General features: G+C 38.1%; 20 protein-coding genes. 1 reads left to right on the top strand and 19 read right to left on the bottom strand.

The features are described from left to right. Window position 1 precedes the first annotated feature (1 nt). The 13 genes from rapZ to QUF99_RS26425 form a co-directional block, all read right to left on the bottom strand. Entirely contained in the window at window positions 2-883 is an 882-nt protein-coding gene (gene rapZ, locus QUF99_RS26365; RefSeq protein ID WP_289374022.1) for an RNase adapter RapZ, read from the bottom strand. 19 nt (window positions 884-902) lie between these two features. Further along, window positions 903-1,361 (bottom strand): NUDIX hydrolase, encoded by a 459-nt coding sequence (locus tag QUF99_RS26370; RefSeq protein ID WP_289374024.1) that lies wholly within the window; start codon window positions 1,359-1,361, stop codon window positions 903-905. A gap of 126 nt (window positions 1,362-1,487) precedes the next feature. Continuing rightward, window positions 1,488-2,309: a DUF368 domain-containing protein gene (locus QUF99_RS26375; protein WP_289374025.1), complete on the bottom strand. Its 822-nt coding sequence runs from the start codon at window positions 2,307-2,309 to the stop codon at window positions 1,488-1,490. A gap of 186 nt (window positions 2,310-2,495) precedes the next feature. Then, entirely contained in the window at window positions 2,496-3,452 is a 957-nt protein-coding gene (gene trxB / locus QUF99_RS26380) for a thioredoxin-disulfide reductase (protein WP_289374027.1), read from the bottom strand. A gap of 78 nt (window positions 3,453-3,530) precedes the next feature. Next, on the bottom strand, window positions 3,531-5,042 hold the full coding sequence (locus QUF99_RS26385; RefSeq protein WP_289374028.1) for a tetratricopeptide repeat protein: 1,512 nt from the start codon (window positions 5,040-5,042) through the stop codon (window positions 3,531-3,533). A gap of 137 nt (window positions 5,043-5,179) precedes the next feature. Then, complete coding sequence (locus QUF99_RS26390; RefSeq protein ID WP_289374029.1) at window positions 5,180-5,692, bottom strand: acyltransferase; 513 nt, start codon at window positions 5,690-5,692, stop codon at window positions 5,180-5,182. A gap of 113 nt (window positions 5,693-5,805) precedes the next feature. Beyond that, window positions 5,806-6,441, bottom strand: a complete 636-nt coding sequence (gene ppaX, locus QUF99_RS26395; protein WP_289374030.1) for a pyrophosphatase PpaX — start codon at window positions 6,439-6,441, stop codon at window positions 5,806-5,808. Window positions 6,442-6,528: 87 nt separating this feature from the next. Then, on the bottom strand, window positions 6,529-7,341 hold the full coding sequence (gene lgt, locus QUF99_RS26400) for a prolipoprotein diacylglyceryl transferase (protein WP_289374032.1): 813 nt from the start codon (window positions 7,339-7,341) through the stop codon (window positions 6,529-6,531). Between the two features lie 22 nt (window positions 7,342-7,363). Beyond that, window positions 7,364-8,293: an HPr(Ser) kinase/phosphatase gene (gene hprK, locus QUF99_RS26405; RefSeq protein ID WP_289374034.1), complete on the bottom strand. Its 930-nt coding sequence runs from the start codon at window positions 8,291-8,293 to the stop codon at window positions 7,364-7,366. A gap of 165 nt (window positions 8,294-8,458) precedes the next feature. Continuing rightward, a complete protein-coding gene (locus QUF99_RS26410; protein WP_289374036.1) occupies window positions 8,459-8,833 on the bottom strand; it encodes a phage holin family protein in 375 nt (124 codons plus the stop codon). A gap of 207 nt (window positions 8,834-9,040) precedes the next feature. Next, window positions 9,041-11,914 carry an excinuclease ABC subunit UvrA gene (gene uvrA / locus QUF99_RS26415; protein ID WP_483298618.1) on the bottom strand — a complete coding sequence of 958 codons (2,874 nt, stop codon included), beginning with the start codon at window positions 11,912-11,914 and terminating at the stop codon, window positions 9,041-9,043. 2 nt (window positions 11,915-11,916) lie between these two features. Further along, the gene (uvrB, locus tag QUF99_RS26420; RefSeq protein ID WP_289374040.1) at window positions 11,917-13,893 is read right to left on the bottom strand and encodes an excinuclease ABC subunit UvrB; all 1,977 of its coding nucleotides are present in this window, start codon (window positions 13,891-13,893) and stop codon (window positions 11,917-11,919) included. 162 nt (window positions 13,894-14,055) lie between these two features. Further along, complete coding sequence (locus tag QUF99_RS26425; RefSeq protein WP_289374042.1) at window positions 14,056-14,520, bottom strand: DUF4362 domain-containing protein; 465 nt, start codon at window positions 14,518-14,520, stop codon at window positions 14,056-14,058. Between the two features lie 440 nt (window positions 14,521-14,960). Here QUF99_RS26425 and bcaP point away from each other — a divergent pair, with 440 nt between their 5' ends. Next, a complete protein-coding gene (bcaP, locus tag QUF99_RS26430; RefSeq protein ID WP_289374044.1) occupies window positions 14,961-16,370 on the top strand; it encodes a branched-chain amino acid transporter BcaP in 1,410 nt (469 codons plus the stop codon). A gap of 18 nt (window positions 16,371-16,388) precedes the next feature. Here the strand turns inward: bcaP and QUF99_RS26435 are convergent, their stop codons facing one another. The 6 genes from QUF99_RS26435 to QUF99_RS26460 all read right to left on the bottom strand — a co-directional run bounded on the left by QUF99_RS26435 (window position 16,389) and on the right by QUF99_RS26460 (window position 20,294). After that, entirely contained in the window at window positions 16,389-17,000 is a 612-nt protein-coding gene (locus QUF99_RS26435; protein ID WP_289374045.1) for a hypothetical protein, read from the bottom strand. After that, window positions 16,997-17,755: a MerR family transcriptional regulator gene (locus QUF99_RS26440; RefSeq protein WP_289374766.1), complete on the bottom strand. Its 759-nt coding sequence runs from the start codon at window positions 17,753-17,755 to the stop codon at window positions 16,997-16,999. Before QUF99_RS26440 ends, QUF99_RS26435 begins: the two co-directional genes overlap by 4 nt. A 115-nt stretch (window positions 17,756-17,870) precedes the next feature. Beyond that, on the bottom strand, window positions 17,871-18,098 hold the full coding sequence (locus tag QUF99_RS26445) for a hypothetical protein (RefSeq protein WP_289374767.1): 228 nt from the start codon (window positions 18,096-18,098) through the stop codon (window positions 17,871-17,873). A 608-nt stretch (window positions 18,099-18,706) separates the two neighbouring features. Then, complete coding sequence (locus tag QUF99_RS26450; RefSeq protein WP_289374768.1) at window positions 18,707-18,922, bottom strand: hypothetical protein; 216 nt, start codon at window positions 18,920-18,922, stop codon at window positions 18,707-18,709. Between the two features lie 37 nt (window positions 18,923-18,959). Then, complete coding sequence (locus QUF99_RS26455) at window positions 18,960-19,157, bottom strand: helix-turn-helix transcriptional regulator (protein WP_289374046.1); 198 nt, start codon at window positions 19,155-19,157, stop codon at window positions 18,960-18,962. A 114-nt stretch (window positions 19,158-19,271) separates the two neighbouring features. After that, complete coding sequence (locus QUF99_RS26460) at window positions 19,272-20,294, bottom strand: YeiH family protein (RefSeq protein ID WP_289374048.1); 1,023 nt, start codon at window positions 20,292-20,294, stop codon at window positions 19,272-19,274. Between the last annotated feature and the right edge of the window lie 88 nt (window positions 20,295-20,382).

Here is a 20,382-nt window from a genome sequence, read left to right on the forward strand (position 1 = left end):
TTTAATGGCCCTTTCTCTTCTCCACATCACGATGGGATACATGAACGATATATTCTGGTTTCAAATGTTTCCCAAGGTATTCTGCAAGCGTAACGGATCGATGCTGCCCTCCTGTACATCCAATTGCAATTACAAGCTGACTCTTTCCTTCTCTTTTATAATGCGGAAGCATGAAAGTAATAAGATCCGTCAACTTTTCTAAAAATTTATGTGTTTCATTAAATTTAAGCACATATGACGAAACTTCCTCATCGAGTCCTGTTAATGGTTTCATTTGTGGAATATAGTATGGATTTGGTAAAAAACGAACATCAAATACTAAATCTGCATCAATTGGAATGCCGTACTTAAATCCAAATGACATCACATTTACACGAAATGCTTGTTCACTTTCTGTTGAAAAGAGATGAACAATCCTTTCACGTAATTCTTTCGGTTTTAAATCTGACGTATCGAGTACAATATTTGCTCTCGCCTTCATATCCGTTAATAACTTACGCTCCGCTTCGATTCCTGTTAACGGAAGACCTGTCGTTGCAAGCGGATGCGAACGTCTCGTTTCTTTATAACGTGTTACAAGTGTACTATCTTTTGCATCTAAAAATAAAATATGGGGAATAATCCACGTACGCTCTGACAAGTCATCTAGTGCTCCCCATAAATGATCAAAGAATTCACGACCTCGTAAATCAATCCCAAGTGCCACTTTATTCATTTTTCCTTTTGAGTCTGCCATCAACTCAACAAACTTTGGTAATAACATAGGTGGTAAATTATCTACGCAAAAATAGCCTAAATCTTCAAAACTTTGCAGGGCTACTGATTTACCTGCACCGGACATTCCTGTAATAATTACCATTTTAATATCATTATGTGCTGTCATTGTATCCCTCCTTGACAGTTTAGCTTGGATCCAATCGATATGAAAGTAATTCAAAGTCTGGTGTATATACAAATGTGCCGTAAATGATACCATTTCCTTTAATCAAATAGTCAATAATATGATGATCTCCCGGTGCCATTGGTAGCTCGTCAATTTTATCAAACGTATGCCAACCAATGATGCCTTCTTCGCTTTCCAATTTATTTTCTCCTGCAAAATCTGTTGCTAAGAAGGAAAACATCATCCATTCCGAAACAACTTTATCACCTTCTTGAATAACAAAAGTGAAGACTCCTTTTAATGAGGGGTTTTTCAAATAAATTCCGGTTTCTTCACGATATTCACGAACTACCGAGTCTCTTACCGTTTCGCCGCGCTCCATTTTCCCACCTGGAGCAACCCACCAGTTTCGACGAGGTTTTTGCAATAGGAGAACTTCGTTATCTTTGATTAACACACAGTTTGTTACTCTTTGCAAGCTTCTTCACCTCAACTACTTATGACGAATCTCTCCGTCCTATACTTACTTCATTATACTATCAAAAACAGTTTGTCACAACGAAGGAACTCGGGTGATCCACCAGGCAAAAAAAGTGATTGAGTGCTATCCCTCAATCACTTTTTTCTTACTAAAATATGATACAATTGCAAATCCTAATATAAATGTAATAATAGAAGTTACAATCGACATGCCACCTGTTGGTATTCCCGGAAACACCACTGCGATTGATCCGATCACTAGTCCAATAATCGCAGCGAACGTTACACTTTTATAGTGTTCTAATAAATAACTAATCCCTTTACTACTTACAACAAATCCAACCATAACGCCTGCACCAATCACTGCAATAAGTGGTAGGTTTAATGTTGTTAAAGCGTTAATTGCTGTTGGATACACGCCAATGATTAATAAAATAAATGATCCGCTAATTCCCGGAAGTAACATAGCCATACTAGCCATCCATCCCGCAAAAAATAATCCAATCGCACTTAAAATTGTTAACGTTGTAATTGGATCTGCTGTTTTATCTGGCTTAAAGAAGGCTGTAACCGCTACTAGTATTGCTGCAATAATTAATACAACAATATGTCCTCCTTTAAATGTTTCTTTCGCATTTGCTTCTTTCATAAGCATCGGTAAAATGCTTAAAATTAAACCCAGAAAGAAAAATTGTGTTGGTTCATTGTGATTTTCCAGCAAATATTTAATCACATGACTTAATGTTAAAAACGCTGCGGCCACACCCGCACCAAGTGGAATTAAAAAGCCCAAATGTTTTTTCCACTCACGGCTAAAGAATCCACTAATTACTGCAAGCAATTGCTCATAAATTCCTAATACAACAGCGATTGTTCCACCGCTTACACCAGGAATTAAATCGCTAACCCCCATACAAAATCCACGATATATATTACGCCATTCCATATTGAATCAACTCCTCATTTCTGTTAAATATTTTTTTCGCAAATTATAGTATAGCAATAATTTGTAATACAAAAATATGAAACAATAACAATTATTTGACATCTCTCGAACAAAAATCCCACAAAAAAGAAAGCTACCTCCAAAGAAGGTAGCTTTCTTTTCTAACGGGAGTTACATCCCATCTCTTTATTTTTCTGCTATAGCCTTTAATTCCTCTAACAGCTCTTCTACGTAGTGCTGTGCACTTTGCGCTGCGATGCTACCATCACCAGTTGCTGTTACAATTTGACGAAGCATTTTTTCACGAACATCTCCTGCTGCAAAAATGCCAGGAACCTTCGTTTCCATGTGTTCATTTGTTTCAACATAACCGTTCTCGTTCGTAATTCCAAGCGTAGTAAATGGTTTAGAAAGTGGTAACATACCGATATAAATGAAGGCACCATCTGTTTTAAACTCTTGCTCTTCACCGCTGTTTACATCTACAAGTGTTACACTACCAACTTTACCATTCTCTTCATTAATTTCTTTTACAGTATGATTCCAAATAAAGTCTACTTTCTCATTTTGGAATGCGCGATCTTGTAAAATTTTCTGTGCGCGTAATGCATCACGACGGTGAACAATTGTTACTTTTGATGCAAAGCGTGTTAAATACACACCTTCTTCAACTGCAGAATCTCCACCACCAACAACAACAAGTTCTTTCCCTTTAAAGAAAGCACCGTCACATACTGCACAGTATGATACACCGCGGCCACCAAGTTCTTTTTCACCTGGCACACCAATTTTTTTATACTCTGCACCACTTGCAACGATAATCGCACGTGTTTTATATTCTTTTTTACCAGCTACTATTGTTTTATATTCTTTGCCATCGATGATTTCTTTCACATCACCATATGCATATTCAGCACCAAATTTTTTCGCGTGATCAAACATTTTATTAGATAAATCAGGCCCTAAAATATGTTCGTATCCTGGATAGTTTTCTACTTCTTCTGTATTCGCCATTTGACCGCCTGGAATACCACGTTCCAGCATCAACGTACTTAAGTTTGCACGAGATGTGTAAACAGCAGCTGTCATTCCAGCTGGTCCAGCACCAATAATAATAACATCATAAATTTTTTCTTCTGACACAGTCTTCACTCCTATTCATTCCTACACATAACTTACCCTCATTATACTGTTCACATCTGGTTTTTCCCAATGATTTGCCTATGCATGGGTACGTTTTACTGCTTGCACATATTTTCTCACAGTTGTTACAGATACATTATATATATTTCCAAGTTCTGCTTGTGTCATCTTGTCTCGCTGTTCTCCGCGTACAATATATTCGATTGCCGCTGACCAGCCAAATACGTTCGTAAACATCGTTCCGGATGTATATAAACGTATAAATGTACAAAACCAAAAATGCAAACACTCTTCAATCAGTTCATCGTCTTTTTTCGTATAGTTATATAGAGCATCTGCAATACGAACGCATTGCTCAAACGGTTGTAACTCCGCCGTAATACTCTTATGACTATTGATTAAAAAGAAGTACTTTGCCAATTGTGAAACAATCGGTACACGATTCAAAGACTGCGCCGCATCAAAGAAAAAGCTGATTTTTTCTGGTGTTGTCAGTTCATTCATTAAATACAGTGCTAACATTTGTTCTTCTAGCGTTTCACTTTGCTGGAAAGATTTCCGCAATTCCTCGAACAAAATGTTTTGCCCTTCATCAGCTAAATTCAAAGCATTCCACGGTTCTTTCCCTTTTTTATCAGGGTGCAATTCTACAACAGACTGCCACATTTTTTCGGCTGTATGTTGATCCTTTACCATATAAGCAGAGTATGCAAACCAATAGTAAAAGCTAACATCTCCCTCATATCCTTGACGCTTTAATAATTTCAGCCATTTATAAGCCGATGCAAAGTGACCAATTGTTGCAAATGTTGTCCCTAACTTTAAGCGGTGCTCAAATGATATCGGATATACCGTTTCTAATTGCTCTGCTAAATGCTCTGCTTGTTTATGCTCTCCAATCGAATATAGAAAAATAAGCGTATTACATAACGCATGCATATTGCCAGGATTTTTCTCTAAAATCATCTCTGTTAACTTTAATGCTTCATCTACATTCCCTAATTGAAAATGAGCAATTGCTAAGTTATTATGACCCGACCAAAATTCCGGATAATCCTTTGTCACGATTTCAAGTGTCTCAATCGCTTCTTCTAGCTGTCCGTTGCGAATGTAACGATTCGCCTGCTCCTGCATTAAAATGAGCTCATCTTCATCTTCAAACTCTTCCTCATCAAATGCTTCTTCGTCCATAATCTCTAGTAGCTCTAACGTTTCTTCCACAAACTCTTTCTCTGTTGCTACTTCTAAATACTGATCCGCATACTTCTTTGCTTGCTGAAACAATCCAAGATATGCATAGTTATTTGCCACAAAATAATAACATTGTTCTATATCCGCTCCAGAACGAATCAGCTTCAAGAAAATTTGATTAGACTCTTGATACTCTCCCACTTCCGATAATACCGTTGCCAATTGACATAAAATAAACGGCTCTTTCTCACTTTGTGCCGCTCTTCGAAAATATTTAATTGCATCTTGTAATTTATGATTACGATACGATTTCATCCCTTTTTTATAAAAGAAATCGGCTAATTGGTTAAACGAGATAACTTGTCCGCTCTCCTTATACATCCCTTGATTTTTCCCCATATATCCTCCATTATTTGTTTTCTTCGTTCATACTTTCTTCTATTTATAAGTATAAACGATTCCTAGAAAAACAAAACAGTATATTATACGCAAATATTTCCTTTTTATTCATAAAAAGAGAAGGAAAATGTTACATTTTAACACGATCCTTCTCTCGCTGCCATTTCTTCTTTCGTGTAAATGATACGCATCGGATTTCCACCAACAAAAGCACCGCTTGGTACATCACGGTGAACAAGCGTACCTGCTGAAACAATGGCACCGTCCTCAATTATAACACCAGGCAAAATAGTCGTATTCGCCCCAATCATTACTTCATTCCCTATGACAACTTCTCCTAGACGATATTCCTTAATTAAATATTCATGAGCTAAAATAGTCGTATTGTAGCCAATAACTGAATTATTTCCAACCGTAATCTTTTCTGGAAACATAATATCCGGCATCACCATAATTGCAAAAGATGTTTGCTTACCCACTTTCATCCGTAAAAACGTGCGGTATAACCAATTTTTCATGGACAAAAATGGTGTATAACGTGCGATTTGAATAATAATAAAGTTTTTCATTACCTTCCAAAAAGATACCGTCTTATACACATTCCATAATGAATTTGCTCCTGAAACAGGATAGCGCGTTGTACGTCGCACTTCTCTCTCTCCCCTTATTTCCCGCTCTAACAGGCTTTAAAACCCATTAGCGTTCGATACATCAACGAAGGTAAACCGAAACGCGGATGTCAGTTTCAATACAGTCACGTAGTTTAAGACAAAATTGATAATAAATCACTCATTTTATCTAATACGTAATCTGGTTTATATGACTCTAAATATGTTCTTCCTTTAATCGTCCACGCAACTGCAGCCGTTTTCGTACCTGCATTTTGTCCACCTACAATATCATGGTGATTATCGCCCACCATTAGCGTGTCTTCCGGTTTTGCATCCAGTAATTGCAATGCCTTTTGAATTGGTTCTGGATGAGGCTTCACATGTTCCACATCATCAATTGTCACAACAACATCAAAAAATGCTTTTAATTTTGAAAGCTGTAAGCCCATTTCGACCGTTTGTCTCGCCTTCGTTGTCACAATTCCAACTTTATAACCTTTTTGTCTTAGTTCTTGTACTGTTTCATAAACAGTTTCATATTCTTCGACTAGTTCATCATGGTGCTCATGATTAAATTTACGATAACATTGAATCATCTCTTCCACTCGGTTTGGATCAATCGAGCCAAACGTATCTTGTAAAGATGGACCGATAAATGGCAATACATCTTCACGCTTGTACTCATTTGGATAGTACTTGTTTAATGTGTGTAAAAAAGAAGAAATAATAAGTTCATTTGTATTAATTAACGTTCCATCTAAATCAAATAACACTGTATTTATTTTCATATTCTCGATCCCTTCTGCTCATTCTTAGGTTGCTAAAAAATTCTTTATATGAAAGAAGCAGCATCTCATGTAAGATGCTACTTTTCTCTAGTTTTCTAAATATCTTTTATCAGCCTGTCCCATTTTACGTCTTACAATAATGAAAATGATAGAAATGACAACAAGCCCGATGGACATAACCTGTGCAATACGAAGCGGTCCTAACATTAAGCTATCCGTGCGTAATCCTTCCACAAAGAAGCGCCCAACTGAATACCATATTAAATAAGTAAAGAATAGTTCACCGCGGCGTAAATTTACTTTTCGTAGTAACAATAATAAAATAACACCTGCGATATTCCATAATGATTCATATAAGAACGTTGGATGATAATAGACACCATCAATATACATTTGGTTAATAATAAACTCTGGTAAATGTAAACCTTCTAGAAATTGTCTTGTCACTTCACCGCCATGAGCCTCTTGGTTCATAAAGTTTCCCCAGCGTCCAATCGCTTGTCCAAGTAAAATACTTGGCGCTGTAATATCAGCTAGCTTCCAAAAAGAAAGACCACGTTTTTTTGCAAATAAAACCCCTGTAATGACAGCTCCAATCAAACCACCGTGAATCGCTAAACCACCTTGACGAATATTAATGATTTGGCTTGGATTTTGCATATAATATTCCCATTCAAAAATAACGTAGTATGCTCGCGCACAAAGAATAGCAACTGGTATAGCGATTAAAACAAGATCGACAAATGTATCTTGTTGAATGCCCAATCGTTCACCCTCGCGAACCGCAAGCCATAATCCAAGCAATACACCTGTACCAATAATAACCCCATACCAATAGACTGGGAATGGTCCAAGTTGAATCGCCACGCGATCTAGTTGTGGTACAGATCCTAACAACATATTTATGACTCCCTTCTTACAATTACTCCTGATTCCCTAGTTCAATCGCACTCATTAAACGCTCAGAAAATTGTTGAGCGGCATTGACTCCCATACGTTTTAGTCTAAAGTTCATCGCTGCTACTTCGATAATAACAGCTAAGTTTCGGCCAGGACGCACCGGAAGTGTAATCTTCGTAAGTTCTGTATCTATAATTTTCATTTTCTCTTCATCAAGACCAAGACGATCATAGTTTTTCTTTTGATCCCAAATCTCAAGGTTAATAACAAGCGTAATACGCTTATAATTTCGAACTGCCCCTGCACCGAATAACGTCATTACGTTAATAATACCTAAACCACGAATTTCTAGTAAATGCTCAATTAAGTCTGGTGAACTCCCTACTAAAGTATCTTCATCTTCTTGACGAATCTCTACGCTATCATCGGCAACTAAGCGATGACCACGTTTCACAAGTTCAAGTGCTGTTTCACTTTTCCCAACACCACTTTGACCTGTAATTAAGACACCAACTCCATAAATATCCACTAATACACCGTGAACAGCAGTTGTTGGTGCTAACTTACCCTCTAAATAGTTTGTTAAACGACTTGATAGTCTTGTTGTTGTTTGTGAAGAACGTAAAAGCGGCACTCCAGATTGACGTGATGCACGTAGTAATTCCTCCGGTACATCTTGACTACGAGTTACAATAATACAAGGCGTCTCTTCTGTGCAAAGAGCTTGCATCCGTTCTTGCTTTTGTTCACTTGTTAATGTGTCAAAAAAAGTAAGCTCTGTTTTTCCTAGAAGCTGGACGCGATCAGCTGGATAGTATGTAAAAAATCCTGCCATTTCAATTCCAGGTCGCGATAAATCACTCGTATCAATTGGACGATGAATTCCTTCTTCACCACTTACTAATTCCAATTGAAACTGTTCAATTAAATCTTTTGTTCTTACTTTGGGCATATGTAAACCTCCACTCCGCTGCGGGTTCAATCTCATTTTCTGTAGAATTCCATTCTACCGGATATTGTACCATTTTTTTCTGAAAACAAGAAATATCGTTTCTAGAAAATAAAATAAAAACATTTCATGTAACTCATGAAATGTTTTTCTGTTTGTCAGTTTCACTTATTTCTTATCAGATAGTGGCTCCACAATTGCTTTATCAATTAACATATTTAAAATAGAAATGCAGATTGCAGCAAGAATCGCTACACCAAATCCTGATATGTTAAACGCATCACCTAATAATGAATCTGTCATTTTTAATGTGATCGCATTAATCACAATTAGGAAGAAACCAAATGTTAAAACAGTAATTGGCAATGTAATTAAAATTAATAGCGGTTTTACAAATACATTTAAAATCGATAAAATGACACTTGCAATAATCGCGGTTTGTATATTTGCTATGTAAAACGCATCTGGTGCAATTCCTTTTAGAAGACCCGATACAACAATTAACACGATGCTATTTACAAGAAGTGATATAATCCATTTCATTTTCTTACACATCCTTTTAACATATATACTTAATCATACGCTAATAGAAAACAAACGCCAAGTATCCATGTAGAATAGAGATTCTCCGCCTTTTATTCTATAACAGCTTATTCTTCCCTTCCTACTTGTATACCTTTCATCCTATCAGCCACCTTGCAAAAAATATTAACTACAAAAAATAAAGAGCTGCCCCATGGGCTTAGCTCCTTATTTCGACACTTCAATCTCTTCAATTTTCTCTTTCATACGTGCTGTATCGCGCTCTAAAATCTGTTTTAAATACTTTCCAGTATACGAACACTCTTCTTTTACAACTTGCTCCGGTGTACCTGAAGCAACAATTTGTCCACCTTTATCTCCGCCCTCTGGGCCAAGATCGACAATGTAATCAGCTGTCTTAATCACATCTAAATTATGCTCAATAACAAGCACCGTTTCACCATTTTCAACGAGGCGCTGCAATACTTGTAAGAGGCGCGCAATATCATGAGCATGTAGACCTGTTGTTGGTTCATCTAAAATGTACAATGTCCGCCCTGTAGAACGACGATGTAACTCAGATGCAAGTTTGACACGCTGCGCTTCTCCGCCTGATAACGTTGTTGCTGGTTGACCTAATTTCATATAGCCAAGTCCTACATCTACAAGCGTCTGCAACTTCCGTTTTATTTTCGGGATGTTCGCAAAGAATTCCACGCCATCTTCAATTGTCATTTCAAGTACATCAGAAATATTGTTATCTTTATACTTCACTTCCAATGTTTCACGATTATAACGTTTTCCGTGGCACACTTCACACGGAACGTAGACATCTGGTAAGAAATGCATTTCAATCTTAATAATTCCATCACCGCGGCACGCCTCACAGCGCCCACCTTTTACGTTAAAGCTAAAGCGACCTTTTTGGTAACCACGGACCTTTGCTTCGTTCGTATTTGAAAACACATCACGAATATCATCAAATACACCTGTATATGTCGCTGGATTCGAGCGTGGTGTACGCCCAATTGGCGATTGGTCGATATCGATTACTTTATCTAAATGTTCAAGCCCTTTAATTTGCTTATGTGCACCTGGTTTACTTTTCGCTTTATATAATTTTTGTGCTAACGATTTATACAGAACTTCATTTACCACTGTACTTTTCCCTGAACCAGATACACCCGTTACTGCGACAAATGTACCAAGTGGGAATGACATTTTCACATTTTTTAAGTTATTTTCTTTTGCACCTATAATCTCAATTTTACGTCCGTCCCCATTACGCCTTTCGACTGGAACCGGAATAAACTTCTTACCACTCAAATATTGACCTGTTAATGAATTGTCATCATTCATCACTTCTGATGGCAGACCTTCTGATACAACTTGTCCGCCATGAATTCCTGCACCTGGACCAATATCAAGTAAATAGTCAGCTGCCATCATTGTATCTTCATCGTGCTCTACAACGATTAATGTATTCCCTAAATCACGCATTTCCTGCAAAGTATGAATGAGGCGCTCATTATCACGCTGATGCAAACCGATAGAAGGCTCATCTAAAATGTAAAGTACACCTGTTAGACGAGAACCAATTTGCGTAGCAAGGCGAATACGCTGTGCTTCCCCGCCCGATAATGATCCCGCCGCACGACTTAATGTTAAATAGTCGAGTCCTACGTTAATTAAGAAGCTTACACGTTCTTTAATTTCTCGCAAAATTAAATGTGCAATTTTCTGCTGTTTTTCCGTTAACTCTACATGTGTAAAGAAATCGTATACTTCTTGTACAGAGTACTTCGTTACATCCGCAATTGTTTTTTCACCAACAAAAACAGCCAAACTTTCTGGCTTTAAGCGACCACCCTTACATTTCGGACACGCTTGCTCCGCCATATACTTCTCCATTTGCTCACGAATGTAATCGGAGCTCGTCTCACGATAACGACGCTGAATGTTTGGAATCACGCCTTCAAACAAAATATCGCTCTCTTTCACTTGACCAAAATCATTCACATAACGGAAATAAACCTTCTCGTCTCCGCTTCCATACAATACTTTATCAAATAAGTCTTTCGGTATGTCCTTCACCGGCATATCCATGTCAATTCCGTAATGATTACAAACCGATTGCAGTAATTGTGGATAGTATTGGGAACTTGTCGGTTCCCAAGGTGCAATGGCATGATCATTTAAAGATAAATCCCAGTTTGGAATCACGAGTTCTAGATCCACCTCTAATTTTGCACCAAGTCCATCACAAGATGGACACGCACCAAATGGGCTGTTAAAGGAGAACATGCGCGGCTCTAGCTCCCCAATTGAAAAACCACAATGCGGGCAGGCATGATGCTCACTAAATAACAGTTCCTCTTCACCCATGACATCGATTAACACGCGACCTTCCCCAAGCTTTAACGCACTTTCAAGAGAGTCAGCAAGTCGGCTCGCAACACCTTCTTTTACAACAATCCGGTCAATGACTACTTCAATTGAATGCTTTTTATTTTTATCTAACGTAATCTCGTCAGATACATCCAACATCTCTCCATCCACACGAACGCGGACATAACCTTGTTTTTTTATATCTTCTAGTATTTTTACATGCGCACCTTTACGTCCTGATACGATTGGTGCCAACACTTGTAGTTTCGTACGTTCTGGATATTCTAAAACACGGTCTACCATTTGCTCTACTGTTTGTGATGTAATTTCAATTCCGTGGTTTGGACAAATTGGTGTCCCAATACGAGCGAATAGTAACCGTAAATAATCATAAATCTCGGTAACCGTTCCGACCGTTGAACGCGGGTTACGACTCGTCGTTTTTTGATCGATTGAAATTGCTGGAGACAGCCCTTCAATTGCATCAACATCCGGCTTATCCATTTGTCCTAAAAACTGGCGTGCATACGCCGATAAAGATTCCACATATCGGCGCTGTCCTTCCGCGTATATCGTATCAAATGCTAAAGATGATTTTCCGGAACCAGATAATCCGGTCACAACAACAAGTTGATTTCTCGGAATGGTTACATCAATATTTTTTAAATTATGTGCCCTTGCACCTTTTACAACGATAAAATCTTTGCTCACCATCTTCACCCTTCCGCTTTTAATTTTAGTAGTAAATCTCTTAGTTCAGCTGCACGCTCGAAGTCTAGCGCTTTTGCCGCTTCCTTCATTTCTACTTCCATCTTCGCAATCGTCTTTTCACGTTCTTTTTTCGTCATTTTCTTAGCAGGTGCTGCTTCATACGTTTCTGTATCCTCTGCGGCCGTTGTTGCACGAATGACATCACGCACTTCTTTTTGAATGGTTCTCGGTGTAATTCCGTGTTCTTTATTATAAGCTTCTTGTTTTTCACGACGGCGCTTCGTTTCTTCTATTGCAATTCCCATCGATTTTGTAATTCGATCAGCATACATAATTACATGACCATTTTCATTACGTGCTGCGCGGCCAATCGTCTGAATGAGCGAGCGCTCCGAACGTAAGAATCCTTCTTTATCCGCATCTAAAATCGCCACAAGCGATACTTCTGGAATATCAAGTCCTTCTCGCAATAAGTTAATACCAATAAGCACATCAAATTTTCCAAGACGAAGATCACGAATAATTTCAATCCGCTCAAGCGTTTTAATTTCAGAATGTAAGTAGTTTACTTTAATTCCAACCTCTTTTAAGTAATCTGTTAAATCCTCTGACATTTTCTTTGTTAATGTCGTAATTAAAACACGCTCATTTTTCGCAATACGGTCGTGAAGTTCTCCTAGTAAATCATCAATTTGTCCTTCTATTGGACGCACCTCAATTTGCGGATCAAGTAACCCAGTCGGACGAATGATTTGTTCCACCACTTCCGGTGCGTGCTCTAGTTCGTATGGACCAGGCGTTGCCGATACATACACAACTTGATTGGTTTTCTCTTCAAATTCCTCAAACATAAGCGGTCTATTATCCAGCGCTGAAGGTAAGCGGAAACCATGTTCAACAAGCACTTGCTTACGCGCCTGATCCCCATTATACATCGCTCTTACTTGGGGCAATGTTACGTGTGACTCATCCATGACAATCAAGAAGTCATCCGGGAAATAATCTATTAATGTATATGGTGTTGATCCAGCTGGACGCAACGTTAAATGCCGGGAATAGTTTTCAATTCCAGAGCAAAAGCCCATCTCGCGCATCATTTCCAAATCGTAACGTGTCCGCTGCTCAATTCGCTGTGCTTCTAACAATTTACCGTTATCGTTCAGTTCCTTTAATCGTTCTTCTAATTCCTTTTCAATATTTTCAATGGCAACTTTCATCTTTTCTTCACGTGTAACGAAGTGAGACGCCGGGAAAATTGCAACGTGTTCGCGTTCTGCTAGCACTTCACCTGTTAATGCATTCACTTCACGAATCCGATCAATCTCATCGCCAAAAAATTCAATTCGAATGCAATGTTCATCGAGCGATGCCGGGAAAATTTCAACTACATCCCCGCGTACGCGAAACGTCCCACGCTTAAAGTCAATATCATTCCGTCCATACTGTACATCAACAAGTTCACGAAGCAATTGGTTTCGTTCCTTTTCCATACCAACACGCAAGGAAACAACAAGTTCTCGGTATTCTTCTGGTGAACCTAAACCATAAATACACGAAACACTCGCTACAATGATTACATCATTACGTTCAAACAAAGAAGACGTTGCCGAGTGACGTAGTTTATCGATTTCATCATTAATTTGAGCATCTTTTTCAATGAATGTATCGGTTTGCGGTACATATGCTTCCGGCTGATAAAAATCGTAATAACTAACAAAATACTCTACAGCATTGTTTGGAAAGAAATCTTTCAACTCACTGTATAGCTGTCCTGCCAACGTTTTATTATGGGCCATCACAAGTGTTGGCTTCGTTACTTCTTTAATGACATTTGAAATTGTAAATGTCTTTCCTGTTCCCGTTGCCCCAAGCAACACTTGATGCTTCTTACCATTTTGAATCCCTGCTGTCAGCTGCTCAATCGCTCGCGGCTGATCACCTTGCGGGGAATATTCTGATACAATCTCAAATTGATGTTCCAAATTCACCGTACCTCCTCGTAAAAAATCTGTATTATTATTTTACCACGAACGCACATAAAAAAACCAAAAAAACGAACAGATATTCGGTAAAGTATTCGACAAGATCTACATAGAAAAGGAAGGATCTTTATTTATGTAAGTCCCTTCCTTCTTTAATCCGATTCATTTCGCTGGAACACTTAACAACTCATATCCGTTGCGACCAGCTTCTTTCATGCAATCATTTAGCGTATACCTTATGCCTTCTTCACGTATATCTTTCGTTATCTTTTTACAAGTATCGGACTCAATCCCTTTATCTTTTCCAGCAAATTTATCTTGCGAGTTATCTGAAGTATAGCGTATCTCTATTCCATCGTATTCTAACGTTTGAAAGATAGGATCCCCTTCATCTGTATAATGCACAATACGTACTTGATCAGTTTGACCACTTTTCACACGAGTCAAAAACTGCTGAAACTTATCTAAATTAGTCACATCACCAATTTTCCCGACAACATCATTCTTTTTATCAATTTTTGCTATACCATGCTTCTCACTATTTTCTACTAGTTTTGTAGAAAATAAAAAACCAACCAAACTGCCAATACATACTAGCAAACACAATAAGACAATTCCCTTTTTCATATTGATCCTCCCCAGCTTGTTTCGGCTTTATACTACCATTCAAAATGAAATGAATTGAAGTATATAAATACAAATTAAAAAACTGACATAAACCCCTTCTTTTTAGGTGGGAGAGAGCATCCATTCATGCATAGAAGCGGTCAGATCCTTTTCCTGCCCAGACATAGTGAAAACAAAGAGAGAAAACGAGTGCAGGTCACCTTTTGTTATCCATAGCCGCGGCTTATATGTCGAAAAATCAAAATGGATTTATATAGCAATATAAATATCGACAAGGAATATCCTATGTTTGTATTTTCAGATAGGTAGAATTTTCTAAAAAGATAATATTTACAACGCCCACTTTTCATATTACAATACGTATTACAAGATTCGACATTATACGACAAAACGATATTAATGTTCAGAATATTATAACGAATAGGGAGTGAGAGATCTATATGGATTTATTTCGTAAAAAATCAATTTCTGCACTGTTAGCACAGTCGCAAAAGAAAGGAGCCTCTTTAAATAAAGAACTTGGTGCACTCGATCTAACAACGTTAGGTGTGGGCGCTATTATTGGAACCGGCATTTTCGTTCTTACCGGTGTTGCTGCAGCAGAGCACGCAGGACCAGCACTTATTTTATCATTTATTTTATCAGGTTTAGCCTGTGTATTTGCGGCATTATGTTATTCTGAATTCGCTTCAACTGTACCGGTTTCAGGTAGTGCTTACACTTATAGCTACGCAACATTTGGAGAAATAATTGCTTGGATTTTAGGATGGGATTTGATTCTAGAATATGGCTTAGCTTCCTCAGCTGTTGCATCAGGGTGGTCCGGATATTTCCAAGGACTATTAAGTGGATTCGGTATTACATTACCTACCGCTTTAACAAGCGCATATAATCCTGCAGCCGGAACATACGTAGATCTACCGGCAATCTGTATCATTTTTCTAATAACATTGTTATTAACAAAAGGTACAAAAAAATCAGCTCGCTTCAATACTATTATGGTAGCTATAAAACTATTTGTTGTTCTTCTATTCATCGGCGTTGGTGCCTTTTATGTGAAACCTGAACACTGGACACCTTTTATGCCATTTGGTTTCTCTGGCGTAGCAACTGGCGCTGCAACTGTATTCTTTGCTTACATCGGATTTGACGCTGTATCAACAGCTGCTGAAGAAGTGAAAAATCCACAGCGCAACATGCCAATTGGTATTATCGCTTCCTTAACAATCTGTACAATTTTATATATCGTTGTTTCATTAATATTAACAGGAATCGTTCCCTACAATCAGTTAAATGTAAAGAACCCTGTTGCGTTTGCATTACAATATATTCATCAAGATTGGGTTGCTGGCTTTATCTCTTTAGGAGCAATGGCTGGGATTACAACGGTACTACTTGTTATGTTATATGGACAAACACGTTTATTTTACGCAATTAGCCGTGATGGATTACTACCAAAAGCTTTTTCTCGCGTAAACAAAAAAACAAAAACACCTGTTCTTAATAGTTGGATTACTGCCACTATGGTTGCTTTCTTTGCTGGTTTTATTCCTTTAAGCAAACTAGCTGAATTAACAAATATAGGTACACTATTCGCATTTAGCGTTGTTTCAATTGGTGTAATCATCTTACGCAAAAAACAACCTGATTTACCACGTGCCTTTAAAGTGCCATTGGTACCATGGATTCCGGCTTTAGCTGTTCTATTCTGCGGATACCTAGCATTGCAGCTACCAGCAATAACATGGATTGGCTTTGTCGTATGGCTTGTAATTGGACTTGTTGTCTACTTCAGCTACGGTTATAAAAATAGTAATCTGCAAAATAAACAAAAAGAAGACGTTGCATAATAAAAAGCTGTTGTCCAATTAGGACAGCAGCTTCTTTTCTTTTTTTGGGAAAATGACATAAGAAAATGTAATCACTGTATCGACAAGAAACACAACACCCCACACTTGACTCACACGATTTGCCGCTTCATTTAAAACAATTCCTTTTTCAAGCCAATTCGTCCATTGTTCAAACGGTGCCAACCCGTACATAAAGAAAAAAATAAGATGTATCGCAACAAATAAAGCAAGATGTAAACCCCATTGTCCCAGTTCTTGCTTCGCATACGCCCAGCCCGTTAGCTCCGCTGGCTCTTCTATAATTGGCAACGGTTCATTTCGCCACTTTGCCACCAGTCTCTGCATACGATGATCAAGCTTCTTCAAATCTTTTTTTCCATATAATAGTGCATATAACAATATCACCACAACAATGATTTGAAAGTTAGAGAACTGACCCGTTTCATAGTAATCCATCACACCTAACGTTAAAATAAACACTTCGTTTAGTAATAATACGATTCCCGCCACGAAACTCGCTTTTCGTAATCGAAACCCGTAACGAAGTAAAAAAAAGCTAATCGCCGTGACCCAAAATACAATTTCTGCTCCAATTAATAAAAACCAGCGATATTCAGCAAGTACACTCATTTCTCCCGCCCTCCTTTTTCATCATATATACGAAAAGCCTCATCCATATATCGCAGAAGTTCGTCCTCAATTGGATACATATGCATCTTTTGTGAATCCTCTTTCGACTTTCGTACTCCCCATAATTTATCTAAAAATGCTTCATCACCATTTGCCATCTCTATACATTTTTCCATTAATTTTTTGGTAGCTTCTTGTACTTCATTATGAGATGGGTCCTTTCTCTCTTGCATTAAACAACGTAATTGTTTTAACAAAGCAACCCACTCACCGACATTCTCATCTTCCTCACTCATATTTGGCAAATTGTGAAGAAGCTTTTGTTCCTCATCTGAAAACACCTGCTTTTGAAACAATTCACGTATACGAGGAGATTGCTGTGAAAGTTGAATGAGCTCGAACATGATTCTCCAATCTAACTCACCCTCAAGCTCTGCTGAATAGACGACAGCCTGTAAAATCTTTTCCATACGATTGAATTTCTTCTGCTCTTCTTGTACAAATTGCAATTGATTTTGCAATGATTCTTTTAAACTCAATTCATCCGTTACTAACATATTCGCAACTTCTTTTAATGAGAAGCCCATTTCTTTTAGAAATAAAATTTGTTGCAAGCGAATAACATCCGATTCACTATATAAACGGTGTCCACCTTCTGTTTTTCCACTTGGCTTTAATAAATCAATTTGGTCATAATACCGAAGTGTCCTTACCGTAACACCCGTCTCCTTTGTCAACTGCTGAATCGAGATCATTCCCATCACCCTTTCCTCTCCATTGTAAAAGATGACGTAACGTTACTTTCAAGCATTTTTTATGAAAAAGAAAATATAAAAAGCTGTTTACATCTCCTTTGATGTAAACAGCTTTTTATGGAAACAACATTTTTCGAATCACTCGCCCACATGATAGAGCAGCAATCCCAACTAAAATGCTTGTTGCTAACTTATGATAATGTGCCAAATCCAGCAAGTAATACGACAATCCCACTACTCCAATCACAATAACTGCGCTTGGCACAGGATTGCGAACAATATTTTGGCTACCCCAAATAAATGCAAACAGAGCTGCAACAATGCATAAAATCGGTAATCCCATCCCGTATGCCCCTTTATTCGTCGTCTTCAAGATTTTTTATCTTCCGCTTTTCTCGTGAACAAATCAAAAAGAATAGTACAGTTCCTGCCGTCATAATTATAAATTCAATTCCGGTTCTTCCCTTTGTAATCATGCTATAAAGCGACCAAATTAGCAAACATGCACCGTAAAGTGAAACTTTAATCAGCGGGGGTTCTCTTCATCTCCCACTGATTATTAGTTGAACCAATCGGGCCTTTACGGGCAGTTCATCCCCCACCTAACTTCTTTGCTTCCGCTGAATTTTGAGGTGGGGGTATTACTGCCCGTTAATGCGGGATAAAACATGAATGTATATCTAGACGCTTTACCTGTTATATGCCACTCATACTCATCTACTCGTCTTTTCATTGTACATTTCCCCTTCAAAATATATAAATTCATTTTGATTTTTCGACATATAAGCCGCGGCTATGGATAACAAAAGGTGACCTGCACTCGTTTTCTCTCTTTGTTTTCACTGTGTCTGGGGCAGGAAAAGGATTTGACCGCTTCTATGCATGGCCGGATGCTCTCTCCCACCTAAAAAAAAGGGTTTTATGTCGGTTTTTTAATTTGTATTTATATAGTTACTCATCCTCTTTCCATTTACCAAACTTCCATTTCGGCCAATGGTTCACAAATAAATATATAAATTGTCCTACAACAAACAGAACAAACGGCGTACCCGCGCTTCCATGGACGATCAGGTTGTACATCCCCCATATCGCTAAACTCATTGCGTAAAAAACACCTAAATATTTAAAAGCTTTATCTGATTGATGTCTTTCAAATTCATCTTGCATTCTCAATGTATGCCACCTCTATTCAATCTTTATGTCTTTATTCCAATGTAAAGATCTCCTCCACATTCATCCCAAAATATTTTGCAATCTTTAGTGACAATTCCAAACTCGGATTGTAATGATTGTTTTCAATCGCAACAATCGTCTGCCTTGTCACTTGCATCGCTTTTGCCATCTCAACTTGCGTAATATGATTTTGTTTTCTTAATTCTTTAATTCTATTTTTTACACCCATAGGCTCCACCTTAAAAGTAAAGATATCTTTACTTTAATTATAAATATTTTCCAGTTTTAAGTAAAGATATCTTTACAAAAATCCAAATAAAAAAGACTTGCAGCTGCAAGTCTTTTACACAAAACCTAGTACGTATACAAGAATATACCCAACAATAGAAAGTGCGACAGATCCAATCAATCCCGCAACAAATGCTCTACTTCCTAACTTACGGAACGTCGTAAACTCGACATTTAAACCGAGACCTGCCATCGCCATGGCGATAAGCATGTAAGCAAGGGTTACTATATATCCTGCCACGACTTCCGGTATAATTCCTAATGAATGAAAAGCACTCATTGCAAGGAAGCCAAAAATAAACCACGGAATCGGAATATCACGCCATGAGCTTTTTTTGCCTTCTCCTTCGCTGCGCTGGAACCATAATCCAATTAAAATTGCGACTGGCACAAGCATCGCAACGCGTGTCAGTTTTACAATGACTGCAATATCAACAGCCGTACTACCGCCTGGTGCAGCCGCGGCAATAACATGCGCAATTTCATGCAATGTCGCCCCAGAAAACACACCATAGCTATAAGGAGATAAACCTAGCACCGGATATAATAATGTATAAAGTAGTGTGAAAATTGTTCCTAAAATTGCAATAATTGCTGCGCCAACTGCAGTTTCCTCATCCTTCGCCTTCACTTGTGGTGCAATGGCTACAACCGCTGCCGCCCCGCAAATTGCTGTCCCGCATGCTGTTAAAATCCCAAGTGTTTTCTCTACTTTAAAAACACGTGTTAACGTATATACAACAACAAGTGTGAATGCAATAACAATCGCAGCAATGACCAACACTTTTGGTCCTGCTTTAGCGATATCTACTAAATTCAAACGCATACCAAGTAAAATAATTCCAAACCGAAGCAATTTTTTACTTGCAAAATTCGTTCCTGCTATCGCTCCATAAGGCACACTAATGGTCGCTCTCCAAATCATACCGATCAAAATAGCAATGACCAATTGTCCCATAATATTTAAAAATGGAAGCTGCGCTAAGTACTTTGCCGTAATCGCAATTAACAAGGTAATACCAATTCCTTGCGAAAAACCGAGACGCTTCCTCTTTTGTATGACAAGTGTTTGTTCCATGTTGTACCACCCCAATAATCATATTGAAACATGCATGTTCTCTCTACTTCTAGTATAAAAGAACCCTAATCATAAGTTTAATACCAAT

Origin of the sequence: Bacillus sp. DX4.1, from assembly GCF_030348195.1 — a bacterium.
Classification (GTDB): Bacteria; Bacillota; Bacilli; order Bacillales; family Bacillaceae_G; genus Bacillus_A.